Origin of the sequence: Sporosarcina sp. resist (genome assembly GCF_014302295.1) — a bacterium.
GTDB classification, from domain to species: Bacteria; Bacillota; Bacilli; order Bacillales_A; family Planococcaceae; genus Sporosarcina; species Sporosarcina psychrophila.
Genome location: NZ_CP060287.1, coordinates 4,246,933 through 4,270,137, shown reverse-complemented (window position 1 = coordinate 4,270,137; position 23,205 = coordinate 4,246,933). Strand labels below are relative to the sequence as shown.

Annotated in this window: 19 protein-coding genes, 1 pseudogene and 1 riboswitch; of the genes and pseudogenes, 13 read left to right on the top strand and 7 right to left on the bottom strand. The window is 41.0% G+C overall.

Translation table 11 applies throughout. From position 1 onward, the window contains the following. Positions 1-75 precede the first annotated feature (75 nt). Positions 76-6,036, top strand: coding sequence for a SpaA isopeptide-forming pilin-related protein (locus H7992_RS20525; RefSeq protein WP_187045831.1), 5,961 nt, complete (start codon positions 76-78; stop codon positions 6,034-6,036). Positions 6,037-6,324: 288 nt separating this feature from the next. On the opposite strand, the gene H7992_RS24895 is transcribed toward H7992_RS20525, so the two are convergent. From H7992_RS24895 to H7992_RS20515, 3 genes are read right to left on the bottom strand one after another with little or no spacing between them, the layout of a single operon-like run. Further along, positions 6,325-6,453 (bottom strand): hypothetical protein, encoded by a 129-nt coding sequence (locus H7992_RS24895; protein WP_255428508.1) that lies wholly within the window; start codon positions 6,451-6,453, stop codon positions 6,325-6,327. A 56-nt stretch (positions 6,454-6,509) separates the two neighbouring features. Then, a complete protein-coding gene (locus H7992_RS20520) occupies positions 6,510-7,154 on the bottom strand; it encodes a response regulator (protein WP_187045830.1) in 645 nt (214 codons plus the stop codon). After that, positions 7,154-8,362 (bottom strand): sensor histidine kinase, encoded by a 1,209-nt coding sequence (locus H7992_RS20515; protein WP_187045829.1) that lies wholly within the window; start codon positions 8,360-8,362, stop codon positions 7,154-7,156. The genes H7992_RS20520 and H7992_RS20515 overlap by 1 nt, the downstream gene beginning before the upstream one ends. A 52-nt stretch (positions 8,363-8,414) precedes the next feature. Beyond that, positions 8,415-8,496: riboswitch (cyclic di-GMP riboswitch) on the bottom strand. A 599-nt stretch (positions 8,497-9,095) separates the two neighbouring features. Here H7992_RS20515 and H7992_RS20510 point away from each other — a divergent pair. The 10 genes and pseudogenes from H7992_RS20510 (at position 9,096) to H7992_RS24890 (ending at position 15,786) form a co-directional block, all read left to right on the top strand. Next, on the top strand, positions 9,096-9,710 hold the full coding sequence (locus tag H7992_RS20510) for a CalY family protein (protein WP_187045828.1): 615 nt from the start codon (positions 9,096-9,098) through the stop codon (positions 9,708-9,710). A 161-nt stretch (positions 9,711-9,871) separates the two neighbouring features. After that, positions 9,872-10,000: pseudogene (locus H7992_RS25170) on the top strand (hypothetical protein); the annotation flags it as partial. A 27-nt stretch (positions 10,001-10,027) separates the two neighbouring features. Continuing rightward, complete coding sequence (locus tag H7992_RS20505) at positions 10,028-10,699, top strand: midas domain-containing protein (RefSeq protein WP_255428507.1); 672 nt, start codon at positions 10,028-10,030, stop codon at positions 10,697-10,699. After that, positions 10,647-11,258, top strand: a complete 612-nt coding sequence (gene sipW, locus H7992_RS20500) for a signal peptidase I SipW (protein ID WP_255428506.1) — start codon at positions 10,647-10,649, stop codon at positions 11,256-11,258. The genes H7992_RS20505 and sipW overlap by 53 nt, the downstream gene beginning before the upstream one ends. 33 nt (positions 11,259-11,291) lie before the next feature. Then, entirely contained in the window at positions 11,292-12,191 is a 900-nt protein-coding gene (locus tag H7992_RS20495; RefSeq protein WP_187045826.1) for a hypothetical protein, read from the top strand. A gap of 160 nt (positions 12,192-12,351) precedes the next feature. Then, on the top strand, positions 12,352-12,930 hold the full coding sequence (locus H7992_RS20490; RefSeq protein WP_255428505.1) for a class D sortase: 579 nt from the start codon (positions 12,352-12,354) through the stop codon (positions 12,928-12,930). Positions 12,931-13,345: 415 nt separating this feature from the next. Then, on the top strand, positions 13,346-13,768 hold the full coding sequence (locus H7992_RS20485; protein WP_187045825.1) for a hypothetical protein: 423 nt from the start codon (positions 13,346-13,348) through the stop codon (positions 13,766-13,768). Positions 13,769-13,807: 39 nt separating this feature from the next. Next, complete coding sequence (locus tag H7992_RS20480) at positions 13,808-14,581, top strand: hypothetical protein (RefSeq protein WP_187045824.1); 774 nt, start codon at positions 13,808-13,810, stop codon at positions 14,579-14,581. A gap of 64 nt (positions 14,582-14,645) precedes the next feature. Beyond that, positions 14,646-15,290 (top strand): hypothetical protein, encoded by a 645-nt coding sequence (locus H7992_RS20475; RefSeq protein ID WP_187045823.1) that lies wholly within the window; start codon positions 14,646-14,648, stop codon positions 15,288-15,290. Between the two features lie 361 nt (positions 15,291-15,651). Next, on the top strand, positions 15,652-15,786 hold the full coding sequence (locus H7992_RS24890; RefSeq protein WP_255428504.1) for a hypothetical protein: 135 nt from the start codon (positions 15,652-15,654) through the stop codon (positions 15,784-15,786). A gap of 8 nt (positions 15,787-15,794) precedes the next feature. On the opposite strand, the gene H7992_RS20470 is transcribed toward H7992_RS24890, so the two are convergent. Genes H7992_RS20470 through H7992_RS20460 form a run of 3 tightly spaced genes read right to left on the bottom strand, consistent with a single transcriptional unit; the run spans position 15,795 to position 18,228 of the window. Then, positions 15,795-16,367, bottom strand: a complete 573-nt coding sequence (locus H7992_RS20470) for a 5' nucleotidase, NT5C type (protein ID WP_187045822.1) — start codon at positions 16,365-16,367, stop codon at positions 15,795-15,797. 12 nt (positions 16,368-16,379) lie between these two features. Continuing rightward, positions 16,380-17,480: a bifunctional diaminohydroxyphosphoribosylaminopyrimidine deaminase/5-amino-6-(5-phosphoribosylamino)uracil reductase RibD gene (ribD, locus tag H7992_RS20465; protein WP_187045821.1), complete on the bottom strand. Its 1,101-nt coding sequence runs from the start codon at positions 17,478-17,480 to the stop codon at positions 16,380-16,382. Then, positions 17,473-18,228, bottom strand: a complete 756-nt coding sequence (locus tag H7992_RS20460) for a GTP cyclohydrolase II (protein ID WP_187045820.1) — start codon at positions 18,226-18,228, stop codon at positions 17,473-17,475. The genes ribD and H7992_RS20460 overlap by 8 nt, the downstream gene beginning before the upstream one ends. Positions 18,229-18,630: 402 nt before the next feature. Between H7992_RS20460 and H7992_RS20455 the strand changes: the two genes are divergently transcribed. Next, entirely contained in the window at positions 18,631-19,494 is an 864-nt protein-coding gene (locus H7992_RS20455) for a YitT family protein (RefSeq protein ID WP_187045819.1), read from the top strand. 95 nt (positions 19,495-19,589) lie between these two features. On the opposite strand, the gene H7992_RS20450 is transcribed toward H7992_RS20455, so the two are convergent. Further along, positions 19,590-20,663: an S-layer homology domain-containing protein gene (locus H7992_RS20450; RefSeq protein WP_187045818.1), complete on the bottom strand. Its 1,074-nt coding sequence runs from the start codon at positions 20,661-20,663 to the stop codon at positions 19,590-19,592. A gap of 853 nt (positions 20,664-21,516) precedes the next feature. On the opposite strand from H7992_RS20450, the gene H7992_RS20445 reads away from it, so the two are divergent. Beyond that, positions 21,517-23,199, top strand: a complete 1,683-nt coding sequence (locus H7992_RS20445; RefSeq protein ID WP_187045817.1) for a serine hydrolase domain-containing protein — start codon at positions 21,517-21,519, stop codon at positions 23,197-23,199. The last annotated feature ends 6 nt before the right edge of the window (positions 23,200-23,205 follow it).

The following is a 23,205-nucleotide window of genomic DNA, read 5'->3' as shown; positions in this document are numbered from 1 at the left end:
GGAATTGGGTATGAAATTTCGAAATGCCTATTATTGGGCGGACAAGTCGAATAACAAACAGATAGGGGGGATAGCGTGAAGAAGTTAAATATATTTGCCTTGATGTTACTGCTGATTGGGCAAGCTATTTTGGGACCATTGGCTTCCGCAAGTGCAAACGAATTCAGTGAAACTGAACTGAATGAGGATAATCAGATAGTTCAAGTTGAAGCTGCCCAGGAAGATGTTGGGGGAATAGAACCAGAGATAGAACCAGATGAACCAGTAACAGAACCAGAAGTAACTCCTGGTGAAGATGAAGAAGGTGCCGAAAACGAATCTCCAGAACTACCAGAAAATGAAGTGCCGGAAAATGAAGTAACAGAATATGAATTGGGATGTGAAGAAATTGCCGAATCCCCAGAATGTGAGAAGCCAATAGAATGCGATGAAACCGATGAACTATTGGAATGTGAGGACTTGGAAAAACTACCAGTAGTAGAAGAAAGCAAAGCGGCAACGGAAATAGTAGATAATATTTTAACCGGTTTCAAATTAGCATATGAAGATAAGGATGGGAATCCAATTGATAACCCAGGATTCGACTCACTAATCTCGGTCGATTATACATGGACACTTGAAGATGGTCATGGCTATAAAGCCGGATCTACATTTACATTCAATCTCCCAAAAGAACTAGAAGTTTATAACATTGTTAATAATGAAGAAATGAAATCTAACGGTGAAACAGTGGGGTATTTCAGTATTACACTCGATGGGGTAGTCACTGTAACGTTCACGGACTTCATCGAAAAATATTCAAATATCAGTGGCACTATTCAAGTTTGGACAGAATTAAGTGAAGACATTATCGTTACTGAAGAAGGAACGATAACAATCACGCCTATAGAAGGTGGAGCTTCAATAACGATCCCTCTAACCTTTGAACCGGGTGGGCCTGCTGTTGAGAAAAGTGGGTTACCTAACAAAATCTATAATTCTGAAACAATTGAATGGACAGTCGATTTTAATAAAAATCTGAAAAAAATTAATAATGCAATCCTTAGCGACCCAATACAGGCCGGTCAAGCATTTCAAGCAGATTCTTTAAAGCTGTACCATCTCAAGGTTCAATTGAATGGTTCCATAAGTCTTGGAGAGGAAATGGATCCGAGTAAGTATACGGTCGGAACAACAGCAGATGGTAAAGATTTTATAATTGATTTTAATGGAGACATTAGCACTGCATATCGAGCCGTGTATACGACAACGATTACAGATCAAGATCAAGCAGTTTTTTCAAACACAGCAACGTTGTTATCGGATGGCAGTGATGTTGGAGAAGCAGCTGCAACTGTTAGTGTTAAGCGAGGCCAGCCGTTAGAAAAACGGTCAAGTCACTATGATGTTAAGACTCAAACAATCACATGGGAAATTAAATATAATTATAATGAAAAGAATATTGCTATAGCGGACGCATTATTGAAAGACTTATTCAATGGTAGCCAGGAGCTTATAGCTGATTCTTTTAACGTACAGAAAGTTGCAATCAATGATAGCGGCGGCGAAGGTGTAGTCGAAGAGTTTACAAATTACACTGTTACTCCAAAATCTGAAGACAATAAAAATGGATTTGAGCTTCAGTTCAATGAAGATATCAATTCCGCTTATAAAATTATCTATAAAACAAAAGCAACTGACCGTGTGTTTGAAGGGGATAAAATCACCAATACGGTCACTACTGGTGACCTGTCGAAAGGTGCAGACAGGGATATTAACCAACAAATCTTGTTTAAATCTCATGGAACACCCAATTACAAAGACAAAACAATTGATTGGGCAATTACTTTCAATCACGACAGTCATGAAATGAATAATGTGAAATTAACGGATATCTTTACAAATAAAGGCCTTACATTGGATCCGGAGAGCATTATTATTACGAGCGATGTAGGAACATTAACAAGCGGTACAGATTATGAACTCACAAAAAACGAACAAGATGAGTTTGTCATTGAGTTTAAAAACACGATAACGAAACCACATACCATCAAATATACAACAGCTTTTGATTATGAACAGCGAGCAGATAAAAGTAAGAATTATTTACAAAACAAAGTAACGCTTCATTGGAAAGACAAAGATGGCAAAGAGCAAACAAAAGAAGCGGAGTCTAAATTTACTCCAGACGGTTATACACAGTCCAACGGTTTTAAAAATGGTTCATACAATGCCGTGACGCAAGAAATCACTTGGAATGTGGGTGTGAACTATAACCTTAAAACTCTTTCGAATGCTTCTGTGGAGGACTTCATTCTTGGGAATCAAAAGGTTTTAAAGGAATCATTAGAAGTTCATGAAATGACTCTCACAGGTGGGGCGAATGGAACAGAAGTTAAAGAATTAATTCAGGGATTGGATTATTCAACTAGTTGGATCGAAAAAGATGGAAAACAAGGCTTTGTAGTTGAGTTTAAAAACGAAATATCAAAGCCGTACATGATAACGTACAAAACAAGCTTGAAAGATTTAAATTTCATCGAAGCAAAATACGATAACACAGCAACCGTTAAGAAAGGCTCAGATAAAGAAACAGATCTTACAGCATCCGTTTCAATTCCGCACGGTGGAAAATACACAGCTAAATCCGGTTTGCAAAATGGGAAAATCATTGATTGGAAAGTCAACATTAACTTTGCCCAATCGAAAGTTTCGAATGCGAAAGTTACCGATATGCCAGGCGCTGACCAAGCAGTTTTAGAGGATTCAATACGGTTATATACTGCAAAAACAGATCCAGCTGGCGCAGTGACTAAAGGTGTATTATTAACAAAGGGCACAGACTATACGATCGATTTCAATGAAAGTCATGATCCTTATGCATTCGAACTTTCATTTGTAAATGAAATTAGTGAACCGTATATATTGGAATATCAATCATTTATTCTAAAAGCACCAGCAAGTATTACAAATAAAGTTTCATTTACTGGTGAGCATATTACTTCTGAAAATGAGGAAACGACCAGCACAATCGAAGTGAGAAAAACTTCGGGTATGGGAGATGGTTCAGGTGAATTAGGACGCCTACAACTAACGAAAACAGATGCTGTAACTGGCGAACTACTTGAAGGCGCTAAATTCACATTGAAAGACAAAGATAGTGGAATAGCTATCAAAACAGGAGCTACTGATGCAAATGGAGTCATCACTTTCGACAGATTACTCTGGGGTGATTACCTCTTAGTAGAGACTGAGGCTCCTGAAGGATATCTTAAAAATGGAGAAGAGATACCAATTACAATTGATAAGGCATATGTCGATGGAAATGTAGAAAAAGTAGGAAACCATAAAACTGTTACGAACAAAAAAATTGTGCGAGCTGTGCAATTAGAGAAGGTAGATAGCGAAGACCTTAATAAGAAGTTAAAGGGAGCCAACTTTATGCTGGAACGAAAAGATGGTGATCAGTATAAAACAGTTGGACTTAAGACGACGAATGATGATGGGATAATTCATGTGGAAAATCTTGAAGCAGGAGAGTATCAATTCGTCGAGATTATCGCTCCAGCAGGTTATCTAGTAGATGATACGCCAATCCAATTTACAATCGGAGAAAACCAACTTGAAGTTCTGAAAGTTGGACCGGTAACGAACAAGATTATTAAAGGGGCAGTCGAACTTAAGAAGGTCGACAAAGAAAATACGGAAATCACGCTTGAAAATGCAGTATTTGAGTTGCAAGATGCAACTGGAAAAGTGCTTGAACAAGGTTTGACAACAGATAGCGACGGAAAAATCATTAAAAATGGTTTAAATCCAGGCAGCTATCAGTTTGTTGAAACGAAAGCGCCATTCGGTTATAAGCTAGATCAGACACCAGTTCCATTCAAGATTGTACAGTCTCAAAATACGATTCTTGAATTGACGGCAACGAATGTAATGATTTTAGGATCCGTAGTCCTCACAAAAATTGACGAGGACAATTCCGAAACAACATTGGAAGGCGCAATCTTTGAATTACAAGATGCAACAGGTAAGAAAATTCAAGGCGGAATTTCAACGGATCAAGACGGTAAAATCACTGTCCCTAACTTAAAACCAGGAGCTTATCAGTTCGTAGAAACGAAAGCACCTGCGTACTATCAACTCAATCCAAAACCGATTGTCTTCAATATTGAAATTGGAGCAACTTCAATTACAACATCAGTCGAAGCACCAAATAAATTGGTAACTGGTTCAGTTGAATTATCGAAAGTCGATAAAGATAATGCTGAATTGGTAATAGAAGGTGCAGAATTTGCACTGCAAGATACTGATGGGAAAGTACTTCAATCGGCATTGAAAACTGACAAAATTGGCAAGTTACTTGTTACTGACTTGAAACCGGGTAGCTACCAATTCGTAGAAACGAAAGCACCATTCGGTTATGTGTTAGATGAAACACCAATTTTGTTTACAATTGAAAAAAGTAAAACGACAGCTGATGTCAAAGTGGAGACAGTCAAAGCAGAAAATGAATTGACGACGGGCTCTGTAGAGTTAACGAAGGTCGACAATGAAGATCCGACAAACACATTGTCAGGTGCAGAATTTAAATTGCTAGATATAGAAGGTAAAGTACTAGAAGAAGGCTTACTAACGAATGAAGTAGGTAAAATCGTTGTAGACAACTTGAAACCTGGCAAGTATCAGTTTGTCGAAACAAAAGCACCTTTTGGCTACGACTTAGACCCAACTCCAGTTGAGTTTACGATTGACAAAGGTCAATCTGAAGTGCTCCAGATTTCAACAGACAATAATTTGACGCGTGGCTCTGTTGAACTCGTTAAAGTGAACAGTGATAACAATGCAGTCACTCTAGCAGGTGCAGAGTTTAAATTGCTAGACGAAAAAGGTGAAATGCTCCAAGAAAACCTACCAACGAATGCTGATGGGAAATTGGTTGTAAATGAATTAAAACCAGGCAAGTATCAGTTCGTGGAGACAAAGGCGCCTTTTGGCTATGAATTAGACGATACACCAATTAATTTCACAATTGACAAAGGTCAAACTGAAACGCGTGGATTGGAAATTCCGAATACGATCATTAAAGGCTCTGTTGAATTAACGAAATACGATAAAGACAATAATGGTGCAATTTTAGCAGATGTTGAATTTGAGTTGCAAGATGAAAAAGGTAACGCGATTCAAGTAGGATTGGTAACGGATGAAACTGGTAAAATTGTTGTAGACGAATTAAAACCAGGTAACTATCAGTTTGTAGAAACGAAAACACTATTTGGTTATGATCTGAATGCAACTCCAATCAAATTTACAATTATCCTAGGACCAACTGCTATAGAAACAGTAGAAGCCTTTAACGAATTAACAACAGGTTCAGTTGAACTTACGAAGCGTCCCGAACATAATGGGAATGGAAAACTTGCAGGTGCAGTCTTTAAACTGCTAGATGCAAAAGGCATCACGCTGAAAGAAGATTTAACGACGGATAAAGATGGTAAACTAGTTGTAGATAATTTAAAACCAGGGAACTACCAGTTCATCGAGACAAAAGCTCCAACTAATTATATTCTAGATACTACACCAGTAAAATTTGAAATTATTAAAGGTCAGACAGTTACGGTACAGGTAATTAAAACAAATAAATATAATCCGTATTATCCACCGGTCGACCCAGGCAAACCGAGCGAACCAGGCAAACCGAGCGAACCAGGCAAACCGAGCGAACCAGGCAAACCAAGTGAACCAGGCAATCCAGTTGAACCAAGCGAACCGGTTGAACAAGAGAATCCGGGCGTACCGGGTAACCCAAGCAATCCAAGTAACCCGAGCAATCCAAGCAATCCAAGTAATCCGAGCAATCCAAGCAATCCAAGTAATCCAAGTAATCCGAGTAACCTAAGTAATCCCGATTTAGTGACTCCAAGTAAAAAATTACCTCAAACGGGTGAAGCATTCCCAATCGGTTCAATGGCGACCGGTTTTGGAATAATTCTACTTGGAGCTTGGATGTTCTTTAGACGAAAAAAATCTCGCAAAACGCAAAGTGAGATTTAACAATAAGATAGCCCTATGCAAAACCAGTTCGCTTTAAAGGGACTGGTTTTGTTTTTTTGTTGAATTTTAGTAGGACAAAGAGCTTTATATAGGAGAATTATTCCGCATGACAACATTCAGAATACCCGAAGTGCGAATGACCATTCGAATCCGTCGGCCGACCAATCATATATCCCGCCACCCAGTCATAACCGCCGGGTTGCCGATCATATATCCCGCGACCCAATCATAATCGCGGGGTTGCCGATCATATAACCCGTCACCCAATCATAACCGCCACGCAGCCGATCATATATCCGGCCATCCAATCATAACTGCCGGCCTGCCGATCATATATCCCGCGACCCGATCATAAACTGTCGTCCAACCGAGCATATAGTATTTCAACTGATCGTATCTTTCCACCACTCTATTCAATAGAAAAACTCCCACGAGGTTACTAATTGTGGGAGTTTTTAGCACTAAACAAACATTCAATTCACACTATACGCCACCAAGCCCTTAGCATTGGCATACAATGCCGCGTTTGTTCGATCGGCAAGATCTAACTTTGCTAATACCTGACTGACATGTTTTTTTACAGTAAACTCTGTAATATATAAAGCCTGTGAAATTTGTTTATTTGAATGGCCCATCCCGAGTTCGAGTAATATCTCCTTTTCCTTCGGTGTTAGCTGTTCGATATGCCTATCATTTTCAAAAGGGCTTTCCTTCGATTTTATCACCAAATCAAACACCCCTGGATCATAATACTTTCTACCTCTGCCGATAACTCCGAGGGCATGGATCAGTTCTTCAGGTAATGCCTCTTTTAATATATAGCCATCGACACCTATTTCTTTTGCCTGTTTAAAGTCGTGCTCTTCCGTCGATGAAGTTAGCACGACGAATTTACAGGTTATTCCTTGTTGTTTCGCTTCCGAAATTAATTCCAAACCAGATTCATTTCCCAAGCGAAGATCCACTATCGCCAAATCAGGTGTAGTGTCATGGAATAGAGTTAGCGCGTCATTTCTATTTGCTGCTTCACCTAGGATTTCAATTGCTCCATCTATAGTAAGGATAGATGTTAATCCTTTTCTTACTAATGGATGATCGTCGACAATAACAATTTGCATTAGCCAATCACCTGGACCTTCTCAAGTATTTTTGCGGTTGGAATTTCGATTTGTATTTCTGTCCCTATCCCGTGTAATCCACTTATCAAAAACGTTCCTGCAAAAGTACTTACAAGACGTCTCATATTGAAGAGACCGATACCTTTTTCATGCTGGCCTTCGGATATGTGCGAATTAATTCCGATTCCATTATCATGAATTTCCAATACAGTTTTCTCGTCCAGTATAGATAATCTGAGTTCAATAGCCGTGCACTGGCCATGGCGAACGGCATTTCCGCAAGCTTCACAAATAATTCTATAGAGTGCTTGTTTTAGTTCGCTTGATAGTAAAGCTTCATCACCCGTTATCTGATAATCAATTCGTATATCACTTAACCGTGAATACTCGTCAAAATAGTTTTGCAGCCAAACTTGAAAAGATTTTTCGCCATTCTTCGTCGAGTTGAGACCGTATATCGTCGACCGTAGTTCCTTTAATGTAGTGTTGGCAGATTGTGAGAGAAATTGATATTCATCATTCAACTCAGTACTTGTCATGCCTTTACTTTTTGTTTGTAAACTGTGCAGAGAATATACAATACCGACCAATCTTTGTGAAACACTGTCGTGAATTTCATTGGAGATACGATTCTGCTCCTTAATTACAATCATTTGCTCCTTCATTGAATCTGTATGAATTCTTTCGAGCATTATTTCACTAAGTTCGGCTAAAAACTCAAATGGGCGATTAAAGAGCAATGTTTCTCTAGACTCACTTGAACCGGAAATCTTAACTCCAATCACACCGGTAGTAGTGGAGGTTCTAATTACTTTCATACCGTACCAATCCTCGTTAATCTTACTGACAAACAGTTCTTTCTCCAGGCGTATAGTATTCCATTGTTTTCTTAGGCTAGTTTCAATGTGGGGATTACTCGTAGAAGATGTTAGGTAGCTATTTTGATGATTTACGTCGGTCAACCAAAAGAATGCTTCTCCACTATGTGTAAGCTTGATGATAGCTGCCATTATTTCATTCATTATAATTTGAGGGCTTGAATTATCCATTAGGTGGTACAGCGATATACCGTGCTTCAATGTATCTAGATAGGTATCATTCGTTTCGATTGGTTTATTAGTAGCGCATGCTTGTACCAAATCCAAAGCAGAAGCTTTCTGAGTGTATCCTCCTAATATATCAGCTAGAATCTTTCTGATTTTTGTCACACCCTCTCATTTCATAATAAAAACCCAATCAACTTGAACATAATGTCCAAGTGTAATTAGGTCGGTTGCACCAATAACTCCATACATCCAAGGTGCCCATATAGAGGATGTATTTCACAGTTTCCGTAAATTATATTCTTTTATATAGTTCAGTATAACCAAATTACATTGAATATGACGTCATCTCCTGCGGTTGAAGAGGTTCTTTTTTTTTGTTATTAACTTGTATTTTAGCGAATTAAGACTTTTCAGTTACTTGTTACCTATCAGTAAATCAATATTAAAGGTTACTTCTATAAGATAGAGCTATTACTTCCGAGTTAGCTATTCATTAACAGAAGTAGAAGTGAACTGGTACAAAAGTGCACCGACCCTACACTAAAGTAGAAAATCGAAGTAGACAATCGATATCAGAAAATTACTCTTTAGAGTGAGGATGCCCGACTGGAATACTCCTATACTAAAAGTAGTTACAAAAATGGTAACGAGCCGAAATAAGCATTGGAGGAGATTTCCATGAAAAAGTATGACACCTACTAAAGGGGTGTCAACGATCACAACAGCTGCCAAACTATGAAAATGGTGCATGCAATCAAGGCTACTTTATCAGGTGAAAATGAACTCATACCTTAGATCGAAGAAGAAAATAATTTCTTCCAAGTCGCAGGGAAGAACAAAAGAACAAGCATTCAATAAAAGCGAAAAAATACAAACTAATTGGAGGAAATTAAAAATGGGTATTAAACAAAAGCTTGCAATGGGTATCGCAACTGGAGCATTGGCTGTAAGTATGATCGGCGGGGGAACATATGCTTATTTCAACGACGTGGAAACAAGCACGAATACATTCGCTGCCGGTACACTGGATTTATCGCTAAAACCTGAAACAATTATCGATGTAAAAAACATTAAGCCTGGCGACTGGATGAATCGTGATTTTACATTGAAAAATGACGGCACACTCGACATATCCAAGGTATTACTTAAGACAGAGTATACAGTAACAGACAAAAATGGTGATAATGTAGAAAACTTTGGAAGTCATATCCGAGTTAACTTCATGTGGAACCACGATAAATCAATCACGGGACCGTGGACTGGACTGGACAACGTGGTTTACCAAACAACTCTTGCTGAGTTACAAGGTATGACACCAGATGCCGTTGCAAATAAAGTCTTTGTCCCATACCTTGAAGAAAAAGGCGGTTTAAAAGCCGGCAATTCTGACACGCTGTCCGTACAATTCGAATTTGTCGAGAACGACAAAGATCAAAACGAATTCCAAGGTGATTCTTTAGAGCTTAAATGGACATTTGATGCACAGCAGACAAAAGGGGAAAAGAAATAACATATATCCCGGGAGGAGAGCACTTCTCCTCCTTCCTTTTATTTCATCAATCAACCAATGCTCTTCCTTATATATATTTCTCAACATATAACACTATTTTATGTTTTGAGGAATATACGTAAGAAAAATCCAGTGGTAAAAAATCGAAAGGCGGGATCAGGTTGAAAACCAGCCGAAGGCGCAAACGTAGGAAAAAGCATCAAGGTCCATTTCTGACTTTAAAATTGGCACTCATATGTTATTTAGTCATCTTTAGCATTAGTTATATTTCGTCTGACACATCCGCATATCTCAGTAGCCAGTCGGAAGTCTCCCAGATGATCACTGCCGGATGGGAAGTCCCGGTTGTACTTATGAATCAATGCGGTGAGGAAATTGAAGAGGATGCTGTAACGGGTGAGGAAATCAAGATCGACCGTGAGAACATAGATAATAAGCCTAAGGAAGAAAACGATAAGGACACGGTATCGGGTGAGGAAACCGAAGTCGACTGCCTAGACAAAGATGATAAGACTAAGGAAAAAGAAGAGCAGGATGCTGTACCAAGCGATGTCGATTGCAAGCGCGAAGATGGTAAGTCTGTTGGAGAAAACGAACAGGATGCTGTATCAAGCGAGAAAATAAAGGCCGACTGCAAGAATATAGATGATGAATCTAAGGAAGAAATTGAAAAGGATAAGGTCATAGAAGGTGAAGATGATAAAGCAGATTCGGATGCTAACAAAGAGAACGAGCAGCAGAAGCCTGAAGATGATGGTCAAAAACAGCCGGACATCAAGGATGGATCTGTTGATGAATCTACTGAAAAGAAACCGGATGAAAAGGATTCTGTAGAAAGTAAGGCTCCAGAAGACAGCTCTAAAACAAAGAATGAAGCTGAAGTGAACGCTGTCGTAGAACCAGAAAATAATACAAAGAAAGTAGAAGGTGATACAAATGAGAGAGAAGAAATTAATGAAAAAGAAGAAACGAATGAAGAGGATAAGTAGCATCGTCTCAGGCATATTGATGGTTCTGCTGATTAGTGTCGCTTCCGTAGTGGTCTTCACGAAAATCTCAGGCGGCGAGCCACAACTTTTCGGTTACCAACTAAAAACTGTTCTGTCGGGATCCATGGAGCCGGGAATCCTAACAGGCTCGATCATTGCTGTGAAACCGGCTGAAGATAAAACCAATTTTAAAAAAGGCGACGTCATCACATTCCAGGAAGCAGAAAATATTTTGATCACACACAGGATTACTGAGGTGGTCAAAAGTGGAGACTCCGTACTTTACCGGACAAAAGGCGACAACAACAATGCAGAGGACATGAATCCAGTTCTGTCTGACAATGTGGTAGCAGAGTACACCGGTTTTACAGTGCCTTACGTAGGGTACTTCATTAACTTTACCCAGTCGAAGAACGGTGCGCTTTTGCTATTAATACCCGGATTCCTGCTGCTTATCTACTCGGGGTTTACGATTTGGAGAGCACTTGGAGAAATCGAATTGGCTCCGAAAAAAAAGGTGAATATAGTGGGGGAAGATGGCGGAGAAAGTTCTTCCTGAATCAATCGCTAAGATATGTAAGGAGGCATTATCATGAGCAAACTGTTTCGACTTTTTCCGGTTCTTCTATTGATTAGCGGAATCTGTTTCTTTCCTATGACGAGCGTATTAGCAGATGGTGAAGACAACATGGGCAATGCTGATATAGACATCAGCATTTCACCAAATGATACGTTATTTGATATCAGCAATATGAAGCCTGGGGACTGGGCACCTCGGACCATTACAGTCAAAAACTTAGGTAGCAAAGATTTTGCCTACCAAATGCAGTTAGAAAACAGTGGAGAAAAAAAGCTGTTCAATGAGCTACTGCTGGAAATAAAAGCCGACGACAAGGAATTGTATCAGGGCAAATTGGCTGCATTTAAATCTCTGCCCGCAAGAAAACTTACACGCGGCAGCGGGGAGAATCTGGACATCACTATTCGTTTTCCGGAGCACCTTGGAAATGATTTTCAAGGCCTTGGGGCGGCATTTGTTTTCACTTTTACGGCGGAAGGAAGAGATAACCCGGGGAATGGAGGAGGCGATAACCCAGGGGGCGAAGGAAGCGATAACCCTACGGAGGGAGGAAGCGATAACCCTGCGGAGGGAGGAAGTGATAACCCTGCGAATGGAGGAAGCGATAACCCTGCGGAGGAAGGAAGTGATAACCCTGCGGAGGGAGGAAGTGATAACCCTGCGGAGGAAGGAAGTGATAACCCTGCGGAGGGAGGAAGTGATAACCCTGCGGAGGGAGGAAGCGATAGCCCGGCGGTTCAAGTCACAATACCAGGACAGATCGACAGCGGCGTTCCAACAACAGCCGGGTTCAACTTGCCTGCCACGTCAACAAATATATTTAATTTGATGTTAGTTGGTTCTGTACTTGTGGCAGGTGGAATTGTGTTGATGATCATCAGGCATTACAGAAGGATGAAAATAGCTCAATAGACACGTAAATGACTCAAATGGCTAATTGGTTAAAGAGAAACTTTTGAGAAGCTGCCTGTGCATGGCGTATCGTGCCTTGGTAGCTTTTCTGTTTTTCGTCAAAACTGAAGTGAATATGAGATGAATCAACACATCCTTTATTAGCTGGAGGTGATGCAATTTGCTGAAAAAAATGGCTGTGATTTTGCTGGCGAGTGGACTATTTTTCATTGGATACGCCAGTCTGCAGCTTAAGTCCGCACAGCAGTCGGAAAAAGTCGCACTAGCTCAGGCAAAGGAAGAGTTGGAACAACAAAAAATGAAGTCATTCCAGCCTGAGTCATCCCATACCGAACTGTCTTTTCAGAACGGTCAAACAATCGGCATCCTGCAAATTCCCATTATCCAAAAAGAGCTTCCCATTGTGGAAGGGACGGATGACGATGCTTTGAAGCAAGGCGTTGGTCACTACACAGGCACCGTTTATCCCGGGCAAAAAGATCAAATTCTGTTATCGGGACACAGGGACACCGTGTTTACTGGATTGGACAAATTGCAAAATGGCGATACAATCATTATGGAAATGCAGCATGGTACCTTTACATATGCCGTTGTGGATACGGAAATTGTAGATGCAAATGATACAACAGTCATCCGTTCTACAGCACCGGAAGAAATGCTGACTTTATCCACATGCTATCCATTTCGGTATATCGGCAATGCACCGCAACGGTATATTGTTTATGCGATACCGAAGTGAAATGAGAACCTACAAGACTTCGTTATTCAAAAAAGTATGGAAAAAATCCAGCCAAGTACGTGATTGGTTGGATTTTTGCATGCTTAGCACTGAATACTGTCGCTATTTCTTCTCACATCGATAAGAACCTACATCTATTACAACTGCCCATCGATTAATCAATATCCAAAGTTACTTCTATAAAATAGAACCAATCATCGAAGTAGAAGCGACCTGGTACAAAAGTATACCGACACTACACTAAAGTAGAAAACCGAAGTAGACAAACGATACCAGAAAAGTACTCTTTAGAGTGAGGATGCCCGACAGGAATACTCCTATACTAAAAGTAGTTACAAAAAAGGTAACAAGCCGAAAAAAGCATTGGAGGAGATTTCCATAAAAAAGTATGAAATCTACTAAAGAGGTGTCAACGATGAAAAAAAATCTGGTGTTTGTTCTGGTGTTTACTCTCTTAATGGGCGCAGGAACCATTTATGCAAGTGGCAATCCAGGACAGAACCTTTCCGAATGGTATAAGAATGCATTCCATAAAGAAAGCGAAAAGTTGGGTGCAGCTACTGCAACCGGTATGATATTGGTCTTGAAAGAAGTCAATGTTTTTGTGAGAGATTCAAAAAAAAGCATTGATTATGCATTGGCAAGTTTCCGCGACGATAAGGTGAAAGAAGCGGAGTCCGGCATCGAAAAGTATCAGGTTGACACGATAAATAGTCTGAACGCTACGGTTAATAAACTTGAAAACGTAAACTTCAATGATTACGTGGACAAGCAGAACATTGAAGCACAAATTGATCAGGAATTCGAAAAGATGGTAGAAGACGTATTTAGCGAATAAGCACTCATACAAACCAATATGATAAAAGGGGATAATTAAATGTTCAAAACAGTAAAAGGTAAAGTAATCGCAGGAACAATGGTATTTGGACTCGTAACAGGTGCAGGAGTAGCGTTCGGTGCAACAGATGCAGGCACAAACCTCAAAAATTGGTATGACGGGCAATTTGGGAAGGCATCCACAAATGTAGCAGGACAAGTTGCAGCATACGCTGGCGGTAAAGTTGACGGATTGGCGGTTGAATATAATGGCCTGAAAACAGATGCTACAAACAGTATTAATGCAAAGGGCGTAGCCCAAGCAGGTGTAGCAAACAAAAATACTGAGAAACTAAGCCGAGAACATATTGATGCAATAAAAGAAGAACAAGCACATATCAACACTTATTTGTCTGGTCAATTTGATAGCTTATCAAATTTTGCTAACGGTTTAATTAATCAAGCTGGTGATGACGCCCTTCAATATGCGAAAAATGATTTAGGGGAATACACAGGAGCTGCGGGAAATGCCGCGAATGAAAAAGTTAAAACGGACGTAAAAGCCGTAACTAATCAAGCTGTTAAAGACTTGGAAGATACAATTAATGCGGCGAAAGCAGATCTTCAAACTAAATTAGATAAGGAAACGGGTTTAACCGTTACTGAAATTAAAGGTTTAATCGACGCGAAAATCAATGACCTCCGCACTAAAATCACTAAAATGAAAAATGATTTAGTTAAAGAACAGGAAAAACTTATTACTTTCACAGCAAAAGGACTTCAACTTGAAGCTGAAAAGGCAATGCAAGATTTGGTAGATGGCATTAATAAATAAGTACTAATGCTCAATAAGGACCTCATCCAGTGAGGTCCTTATTGTTTTAAATGGAGGTGCAACTATGTCGAATAAATTCAAAAGGTATAAAAGTAACTTCAGTTTTAAAAAGATAGGCCTCTTACTCGGGGCTCTCCTGTTAACGATAGGTCTAGGAAGCGGCATGAATAATGCATTTGCTGGCGAGGATGCCGGAAGTTCATTAATAAATTGGTTTGGAGCCAAGAGGACAGCATCTGAACAAGAAATATCCGGGGCAATTACTGTAGAAAAAGACAAACTTATGGGCGAGTTGAAAATAGCTTTGCAAGAAGCTAAGCAAAGTGCCGAAGACGAATTGGCGAAATTCACCGAAGAACAAAAACAAATCCGTACTAGTGAATTGCAGGAATTTGCAGCTAATTTAAAAGCGAATATAGAAATCGACCTCACTAAAGAAAAAGAGGCGATTATTGCCGAGTTGGATGCAGAACATAAGCAAGCCATCGAAGACTTGGAAAACCCAGCGGCTCCAATCAATCCAACACCAAAACCAGGAGTAAAACCGGAACCAGCTCCAGAGCCGGGGGCAGAAGTGAAACCGGAGCCAACGCCAGAACCTGAATTGGAGACACAACCAGTGTTGCCATCTGAATCGGATACAGAACCGAAACCCGAGCCAGCATCTGAACCGGAAACAGCGCCAATAACGGAGCCGACTTCAGAATAACTTGCAGGCGCGGGTTAGTGACAATGAATCCCTGCAAATCAGAGGCAATCAAGCTTTATTGGACGACAAAAATCCAGCCAAGTACGTGATTGGCTGGATTTCTGTATGTTTATCACCTAAAACTATCCCTATTTCTTCTCACCAATCATAACCGCCCTGCTACCGATCATATATCCTGCCAAGCGATCATAACTGGCGGGCTGCCGATTATATATCCCACTCACCGATCAAAACCGCCCGTCTGTCGATCATATACCCTGCCAAGCGATCAAAACCGCCGCGCTACCGATCATATATCCCGTCAACCAATCATACACTTCATCCGACTCTCCACGATTGGGGGAATTGGGGGACACCAACAGTGTTGCCATCTGAATCGAATATAGAAACGAAACCTGAGCTAACAACTGAACCGGAAACGGCGGCACCAATTGAACAACAAAAAAAATCCAGCCAAGTTCATAAATGGCTGGATTTCTCTATGTCTAACACCTAAAACGATCCCTATTTCTTCTCACCAATCAACAACTCGTACAGCTCAGACCAGTCGGTTATTCGTGGGAGATCCAGATGTCGATTATACGACTGGCTTTTGGCGAACAATTTAAGGGGTTGATTCCTCAACGTCTCAAGAACCGCAGGCTTGTCATCGAAATAATAGTCTAGGTTTAAATCCTTGATGATGTTGACTTTGTCTTCATCTTTCATGCCGTAATAAAACCTGTCTTTGTTAACAGGAAACCCATTTTCAATCATCCACTCGATTGTACGCTTGCCATGAACGTCGGGTCTCGCCGTAATATAATAAATTTCATGACCTTCTTTATCCAGCCTTTGTAAGGTTTCCACTGCATCTGGATAGGGAGGACAGGATGTGAAATAGATTTCTTCCAATGAACGATTCCACATTTGACTGCCTTGTTCAGCAGTCATGTCAAAAAGCTCATGAATTTCAACCTTATCCAGTGCGTGGAAGAGATCTACCGCCACTGTCCGATTCAACTTCGTGTTGTAAAGTTGAAAAGCATGTTCCCTTAAATTAATCAACGTATCATCTATGTCAAAACCGAATTTCATTTTCCATAACCTCTATTCATTTGCGGTATACCGTGGATAGCCAGTGAACTTGAAATCTTTGCCGACGGGGGTAATCTGGAGATCTGCTAAGTCTACAGCATCACGCATTAATTCCACGCCTGTACCTTCAAGAAATGTTGGTGCATGAGTGCCACCGACTAATTTGGGTGCGATGTAAATTTCAACTTTGTCGACGAGTCGATTTTCAAGGAAAGCAGCGTGAATGGAGCCGCCTCCTTCAATTAAGACAGAGGAGATAAGCTTTTCACCGAGAATGCGGACGACGTCATTTGGGTTCACCTGTTTCACTCCGGAAGTTGGGAAGATTAAAATTCCTTGTTCTTCTAGCTTCTGTTTAGCTAGTTGGTCAACCTCTTGTGCAGTAAAAATCCAAGTGGGTGCCTGTCCGTCGGTTACGATCTTTGAATCCAGTGGAATTCGCAATGTGGAATCTAAAATGACGCGAATCGGATTCCTTCCATTAGGGATCCGTGTAGTTAATTCGGGATCATCCTCAATTACTGTATTGACGCCAACTAAAATAGCCATATTTTCATTGCGCAGTATATGCCCGTCATGCCTAGCTTCGGCGGATGTAATCCACTTACTGTCGGCAGTGTGTGTTGCGATTTTTCCGTCCAATGTGCTTCCTGCTTTCATCGTCATGAAAGGCTTTTGTTCGACGATGAACTTGTTAAATACTTCATTCATCTGACGAGATTCCTCTTCCATTACGCCAACGATGACCTCGATTCCGGCATCTTCCAAAATCTTGACACCGTTACCGGCAACGACAGGATTCGGGTCAAGCGTGGCGATAACAACTTTGTTAATCCCGGCTTCAACAATGGCCAGTGCACAAGGACCCGTTCGCCCGTAATGTGAGCATGGCTCAAGGGTCACATAAATCGTGCCGCCTTTTGCCCTATCACCAGCCATCCGAATGGCGTGTATTTCAGCATGCGGTTCTCCAGCCTTTAAATGGGTCCCGATGCCAACCACTCGATTGTCATTGACAATAACCGAACCGACGAGTGGATTTGGATCTGTCTGTCCTTTCATCGCGCGCGCATTGCTTAGGGCTAAATTCATGTAAAATTCATGGTTAGTCATTTGGCTGAGTTCCTTTTTCATCTAAATGGCCTGAACGATCAATCTTTGTCTGCAAATAACTTTCATTGAACTCTGATTTATCGCCCCATAAAGGTTCTCTTCCGGATACAGGGAGCCCAGCATTTTTCAGTGCATCCAGTTTCTTTGGATTATTTGTCATGAGCTTAACAGGTTTTGTCCGTAGCGTCTTGAGTACCTGAATCGCATCATCATAATTTCTGGAGTCGTCGACAAATCCAAGGCTTTCGTTTGCTTCCACTGTATCATAGCCATTTTCCTGCAGCACATAGGCCATCGCTTTGCTGAATAAACCGATGCCGCGCCCTTCATGATTCGCTAAATAAAACAGCGCACCCGTCCCATGGTCCGCAATATTCTGCATCGATTGCTTGAGCTGATAGCCGCAATCGCATCTTTTACTACCAAATATATCGCCAGTATGGCAAATTGAATGCATGCGAATTAGCGCATCATCCGCATGTTCGAAATCTCCGTAGACGAGCACGCTTGACTGTTGGTACTCCGCCAAATTCGCAGATGACAACTGTTCGATAATTTCTAAGTAATTGTCCGTTACTTGGCAACGGCTAAGCCAGCAATACCATTGAAAAACAACTGTTTCTCCATGCAGATTGACAGGGAGTTGGATTGGTCCGACCAAGTAGATGGCGCCTTCATCTGTGGGGATCATTTGTATTTTATCTTTTAATACGTCAAGGACTTTTGGTTCCAGTTTCAAATTCAACATACAATCATTCCTTCTATTTAAATTTGGGTTATCATGCAAATTTATAGTAACTGTAGTACTAGAGCCACTTCATGTGGATTTTTAAATGTGCAATAAATCAGGAAATTATTCCTTTAGCATACCTTATTGTTTCGTGATTTACTCTAAAGTTGTTTTGGGCAGTTTGCTAGGCAGTTCATTCAATAAAACTTCATCCTCTTCTATACGTATGCGCTTATATCTTATTGTCGGTGACAGTCACCCAGTCAAATTGAAAACTGCCGAATAAGCGGTGACAAAAGCAAAGAAATCGTGCAAATTATTATTTTGCTCCGAGCTGATCTTTTATTATTTACATGGAATGCAGAAAGAGGGATAATAGTATTACAAAATAATTTAATGTTGAAGGACTGTATTTCACTTATGAAAAAACAGCACAAAAAAGAAACACGTACACATTTTATATTCCGTTATCTATTCATTATGATAGGGGCGACTATGGCGGCCGTAGCAATTGAACTATTTCTTGTTCCAAACTCTATTATAGATGGTGGAATCATCGGGATTTCACTAATTCTAACTTTTTTAACGGGTATCCCATTCGGTTTACTCATACTGCTGATCAACTTGCCATTCCTTTTCTTTGGCTATAAGTATATCGGGAAGAACTTTTTCATATCTTCCTCTTTTGCAATCGTTGTACTTGCGCTTGTGGAAATTCCACTTAAGGCGGTTGACCCTTTTGTGACGGATCCGCTTCTTGCGACTGTCTTCGGAGGGCTACTGTTAGGAGCGGGCGTTGGGCTTGTCATTCGTAATGGCGGTGCTTTAGATGGGACTGAGATACTTGGTATTTTATTGACTAAAAAGATTCCGTTCTCTGTCGGCGAATTTGTGATGTTTTTCAATATCTTCATTTTCGGCTGGGCAGGCTTTGTACTCGGCTGGGAGCAAGCCATGTATTCGATTTTGACGTATTATATCGCTTCAAAAACAATCGATGCCGTTATCCAAGGTTTGGATGAAACAAAAGCGGTGATTATCGTGTCGGATGAATACGAGGAACTCGGTATTGCCATTAATGAACGTCTCGGTAGAAGCATTACGAACCTTAAGGGAAGCGGCGGCTATAACAATAGTGACAAAGATGTCATTTATGTAGTTGTCACGCGTCTAGAAATAAGTAAATTAAAACAAATCGTACATGAAGTCGATGCAAATGCATTTTTAACAATCATGAACACGCAAGAAGCACACGGCGGACAGTTTAAAGCGCCGATTCATTGAGATGAACAACAAAAAGAAGTGTAGACCTCAATCGGTCTGCACTTCTTTTCATTAATAAAGAAAAAGCCCCCCATCCGGATTGGATAGGGAGACTGTCAATTAGTACTTGGTACAAACACATGGAAGTTAACGTTAAAAGTTTCTCGGAATTGAATGTCGTTTTTGTCAGCGTAAAGTGTAACTTGGACGTCCTCTGCAGATACATCGCTGTCCGTTGAAGGTTTAGTACTTGGTTTCAAGAGGGCCAAGAAGTCTTCTTTCAACGTATCTTTTGCAGTGGGTCGCGAGAGGTCGACAGCTTTAGCATTACCTATGCTAATTTTTTTCACGCCGAGCGCTCGTAATTTACTAGAGAAAACACCGATTCCCGTAATACCTTTTAGCCCTTCGTCAATATCATAGGCAGTCATCGTTACTGTATTTGTCCTGCTATTAAACCTTGATTCAGCAACTTTTTTAACGCCTACTTCAATGACACCATTTTGCGTAACGACTTTTCTAATTTCAGCACGCGCCTTTTCGATTGGATTAGATGCGACTTTGATATTCTCGGTACGTACAACGAATGACGCCATTTGGGCACGTGTGATGCTAGCATTCGGATCGAAAGTTGTTGGCGTCTTTCCTTTCGTCACCTTGTTAGTGACGAGTGCCTTGACATGATCCACGTACCACGCAGAATTACTTACATCTCTGAATGGATTTACGGTAGATTTACCTTCGAGTTTGAATCCGAGATCGATTGCTTTCGCCATATGGGCACGCGTCATGGATGCATTAGGTTTGAAAGTGTTGTCTTCGAATCCTGAAATGAGTCCTGCATTTTCAAGTGCTGCTACATATTTATAGAAGCCATTCTTGTTGTAGAGGTCTTTAAAGCCCGGATTTCTGACGTTTCTCGTATCCAGCTTCAATGCGAGCGCAAGGATTTTCGAAGTTTGACCACGCGTAAGCTCATTGTCCGGACGATATGTACCATCTGAATAGCCTTTGACAATTCCACGCCCAGCAAGATTCATAATCGGATCATAATGATCAAGAGTCGGTTTTACATCTGTAAATGAAGTACCAGCCGCATCAGTAGTGACAGGTACTGCAGTAACAATCACTCCCAAGACAACTGCCACAGAAACAGTAGCCGCATATATCTTTCTTCGTAAATTGCTCATTTTGATGTAATTCCCTCCAATAGTTAAACTTATATGGCAATAATATGGATTTTAATACACAAAGAAACTATAGCATAATCCTATTTAGAATGATAACTCAATATATGAACTAATTATAGAGTTAAGCTGGACTTCTAGTACTTAACGGAAATGGTACTAGTTGGTTAGTTGGGAAATTGGATGTGATTGTTGAGGTGTCCGAGGAATCGGGGGAGTGTCAAACCAAACTATCGAAGTGTCCAACGAACGCGGCGAAGCCTCCAACCAATTTCGTGAAATGTCCAACAAACTGGAAAGCGTGCAACCAAACTATCGAAGTGTCCAACCAAATCGGTGAAGCGTCCAACCAATTCCGTGAAGTGTCCAACAAACTAGAAAGTGTCTAACCAAACTATCGAAGCGTCCAACAAACGCTGTGGAGTGTCCAACCAAATCGGCGAAGCCTCCAACCAATTCCGTGAAGTGTCCAACCAACCGGAAAGCGTGCAACCAAACTATCGAAGCGTCCAACAAACGCGATGGAGTGTCCAACCAACCTTATACGAAGTAGTGGGGGTATAGGGAGGAGGTTGTAAAGAAAGAGAGTGTAATAACGATTTACAATGGTAGTGGCCTGACGATTTAATAAACTTGCAATTTGAAAATAATACGCATACTTATTTAGAAATTTCAAAAAACGATGCTAATGACATCCTACAATCGTCATGGGAAAAGTTGGTTATAAGGCTTTAGTGGTCTAGACGACTGGACATCATTTTAGATATGCTTTAACTATAGGTTGTAAGCGTTTCCACCTAACTACTTTTATTTATTAGATGGACGACCTAAAATTTGTTTGTTAAAGGAGGAAGATATGAAAAAAACGTTTATGATCACCACTGTTTGTACGATTTTGTTGGGAGCATCGCCTGTTTTTGCCAGCGGTGATTCACCTCATTTACCATCGATTGAAAAGCAAGAGAAGCACGCTACTTCATCCCAGAAACCGCATCCAGTATTCACATGGAATTCAACCATCATCCCGATTTCTAACACACTTCACCCCGGCTCGGCACGAGGAGCAGGTATGGTGGAAACTCCACTCCAACAAATTGATCAGATTATGAATCAGGCCATCACGGAAAAAGTAATGCCCGGCGCTGTTGCCATCGTGGCGAGAGGCGGGAAAATTGTGAAGCATGATGCTTACGGTTTTTCAGCTCAGTACACAGATGACTCGCGTACAGAAATGGAAAGTCCAATCCCAATGCAGACGGACACAATCTTTGATTTAGCGTCCATCAGTAAGATCTTCACTGCTACGTCCGTGATGATGCTTTTTGAAAAAGGTTTATTCGAACTAGATGACCCAGTTGCTAAACATATTCCGGAATTTGCTGCAAATGGGAAGGAAAACGTAACGATTCGCCAATTGTTGACACACACCTCGGGGTTTGTTGCGTGGATTCCTTTATATTCAAAGGGGAATTCGAGAGATGAGCGGCTGCAGTCGGTGTTAAGCCAACCGTTAGCCAATGCCCCTGGTACGACTTACACTTACAGCGATTTAAACATGATCACATTAGGTGTGCTAATCGAGCGATTGTCAGGGACTCGTCAAGATGAGTTTGTCAAGACGCACATCACTGGACCAATGGGGATGAAAGATACGATGTATAATCCTCCAGCTTTCTTAAAAAATCGAATTGCAGCAACCGAATTTCAGTCAATACCAGACAGGGGCCTTGTTTGGGGAGAGGTTCATGATGAGAATGCCTGGTCACTGGATGGTGTTGCGGGACATGCAGGTGTGTTCTCAACTGCGAAGGATCTTGCCATGCTTGCCCACGTTTTCCTGAATAACGGAAAATATGGCGGAAAAACAATGCTTAAGCCTGAAACGGTCCAACTCTTACTTCAAAATGAGAATGCAGCGTTCCCTGGGAATGACCATGGTCTTGGCTGGGAGCTAGGACAGGGATGGTATATGGATGCACTTTCAGAGGGGACATACTCCTTTGGCCATACTGGTTATACGGGAACATCGATTGTGGTTAGCCCGAACAACAAAACGGTTGCGATTTTACTGACCAATCGCGTGCATCCTAGTCGAACGACTGTATCGACAAATCAAACGCGGAGACTGTTCGTTAGACAGGTAGCGGATGCGATTCCGGTCTCCATTCCTGGTAAGAATTCAGCATGGTTTGCAGGCTACGGAGACAATATGAACCGTGTAATGGAAGCTGATCTTGCATTAGAAAAGGACGCCAAACTTACTTTTCGTACATGGCATATGCTTGAGAATGAGTCTGATTTTGGCTTTGTAGAAATATATACTGATGGCGTATGGGAAAAGATCGCCTCATTCACTGGTACAAGCAATGGCTGGGTTGATCAAAAGCTCACCATCCCAAAGGAAGCTTCGAAACTACGCTTCGTCTATCGTACCGATTCTTCGGTGAATGGCCGTGGCTTGTATATTCTAGATCCGTTGCTCAATTCAAAGAGCAAGCTTACTTTCACTAATAATGAATGGCAGCTGCGTGACCATTAATATTGT

What these genes read in the sequence shown, in the direction of transcription:
- H7992_RS20495 (WP_187045826.1), top strand. Translation starts at nt 11,292, where the DNA reads ATGAGCAAACTGTTTCGACTTTTTCCGGTTCTTCTATTGATTAGCGGA.
- H7992_RS20460 (WP_187045820.1), bottom strand. Translation starts at nt 18,228, where the DNA reads ATGTTGAATTTGAAACTGGAACCAAAAGTCCTTGACGTATTAAAAGAT.
- H7992_RS20445 (WP_187045817.1), top strand. Translation starts at nt 21,517, where the DNA reads ATGAAAAAAACGTTTATGATCACCACTGTTTGTACGATTTTGTTGGGA.
- ribD (WP_187045821.1), bottom strand. Translation starts at nt 17,480, where the DNA reads ATGACTAACCATGAATTTTACATGAATTTAGCCCTAAGCAATGCGCGC.
- H7992_RS20470 (WP_187045822.1), bottom strand. Translation starts at nt 16,367, where the DNA reads ATGAAATTCGGTTTTGACATAGATGATACGTTGATTAATTTAAGGGAA.
- H7992_RS20450 (WP_187045818.1), bottom strand. Translation starts at nt 20,663, where the DNA reads ATGAGCAATTTACGAAGAAAGATATATGCGGCTACTGTTTCTGTGGCA.
- sipW (WP_255428506.1), top strand. Translation starts at nt 10,647, where the DNA reads ATGAGAGAGAAGAAATTAATGAAAAAGAAGAAACGAATGAAGAGGATA.
- H7992_RS20485 (WP_187045825.1), top strand. Translation starts at nt 13,346, where the DNA reads ATGAAAAAAAATCTGGTGTTTGTTCTGGTGTTTACTCTCTTAATGGGC.
- H7992_RS20520 (WP_187045830.1), bottom strand. Translation starts at nt 7,154, where the DNA reads ATGCAAATTGTTATTGTCGACGATCATCCATTAGTAAGAAAAGGATTA.
- H7992_RS20475 (WP_187045823.1), top strand. Translation starts at nt 14,646, where the DNA reads ATGTCGAATAAATTCAAAAGGTATAAAAGTAACTTCAGTTTTAAAAAG.
- H7992_RS20510 (WP_187045828.1), top strand. Translation starts at nt 9,096, where the DNA reads ATGGGTATTAAACAAAAGCTTGCAATGGGTATCGCAACTGGAGCATTG.
- H7992_RS20455 (WP_187045819.1), top strand. Translation starts at nt 18,631, where the DNA reads ATGAAAAAACAGCACAAAAAAGAAACACGTACACATTTTATATTCCGT.
- H7992_RS20480 (WP_187045824.1), top strand. Translation starts at nt 13,808, where the DNA reads ATGTTCAAAACAGTAAAAGGTAAAGTAATCGCAGGAACAATGGTATTT.
- H7992_RS20505 (WP_255428507.1), top strand. Translation starts at nt 10,028, where the DNA reads ATGATCACTGCCGGATGGGAAGTCCCGGTTGTACTTATGAATCAATGC.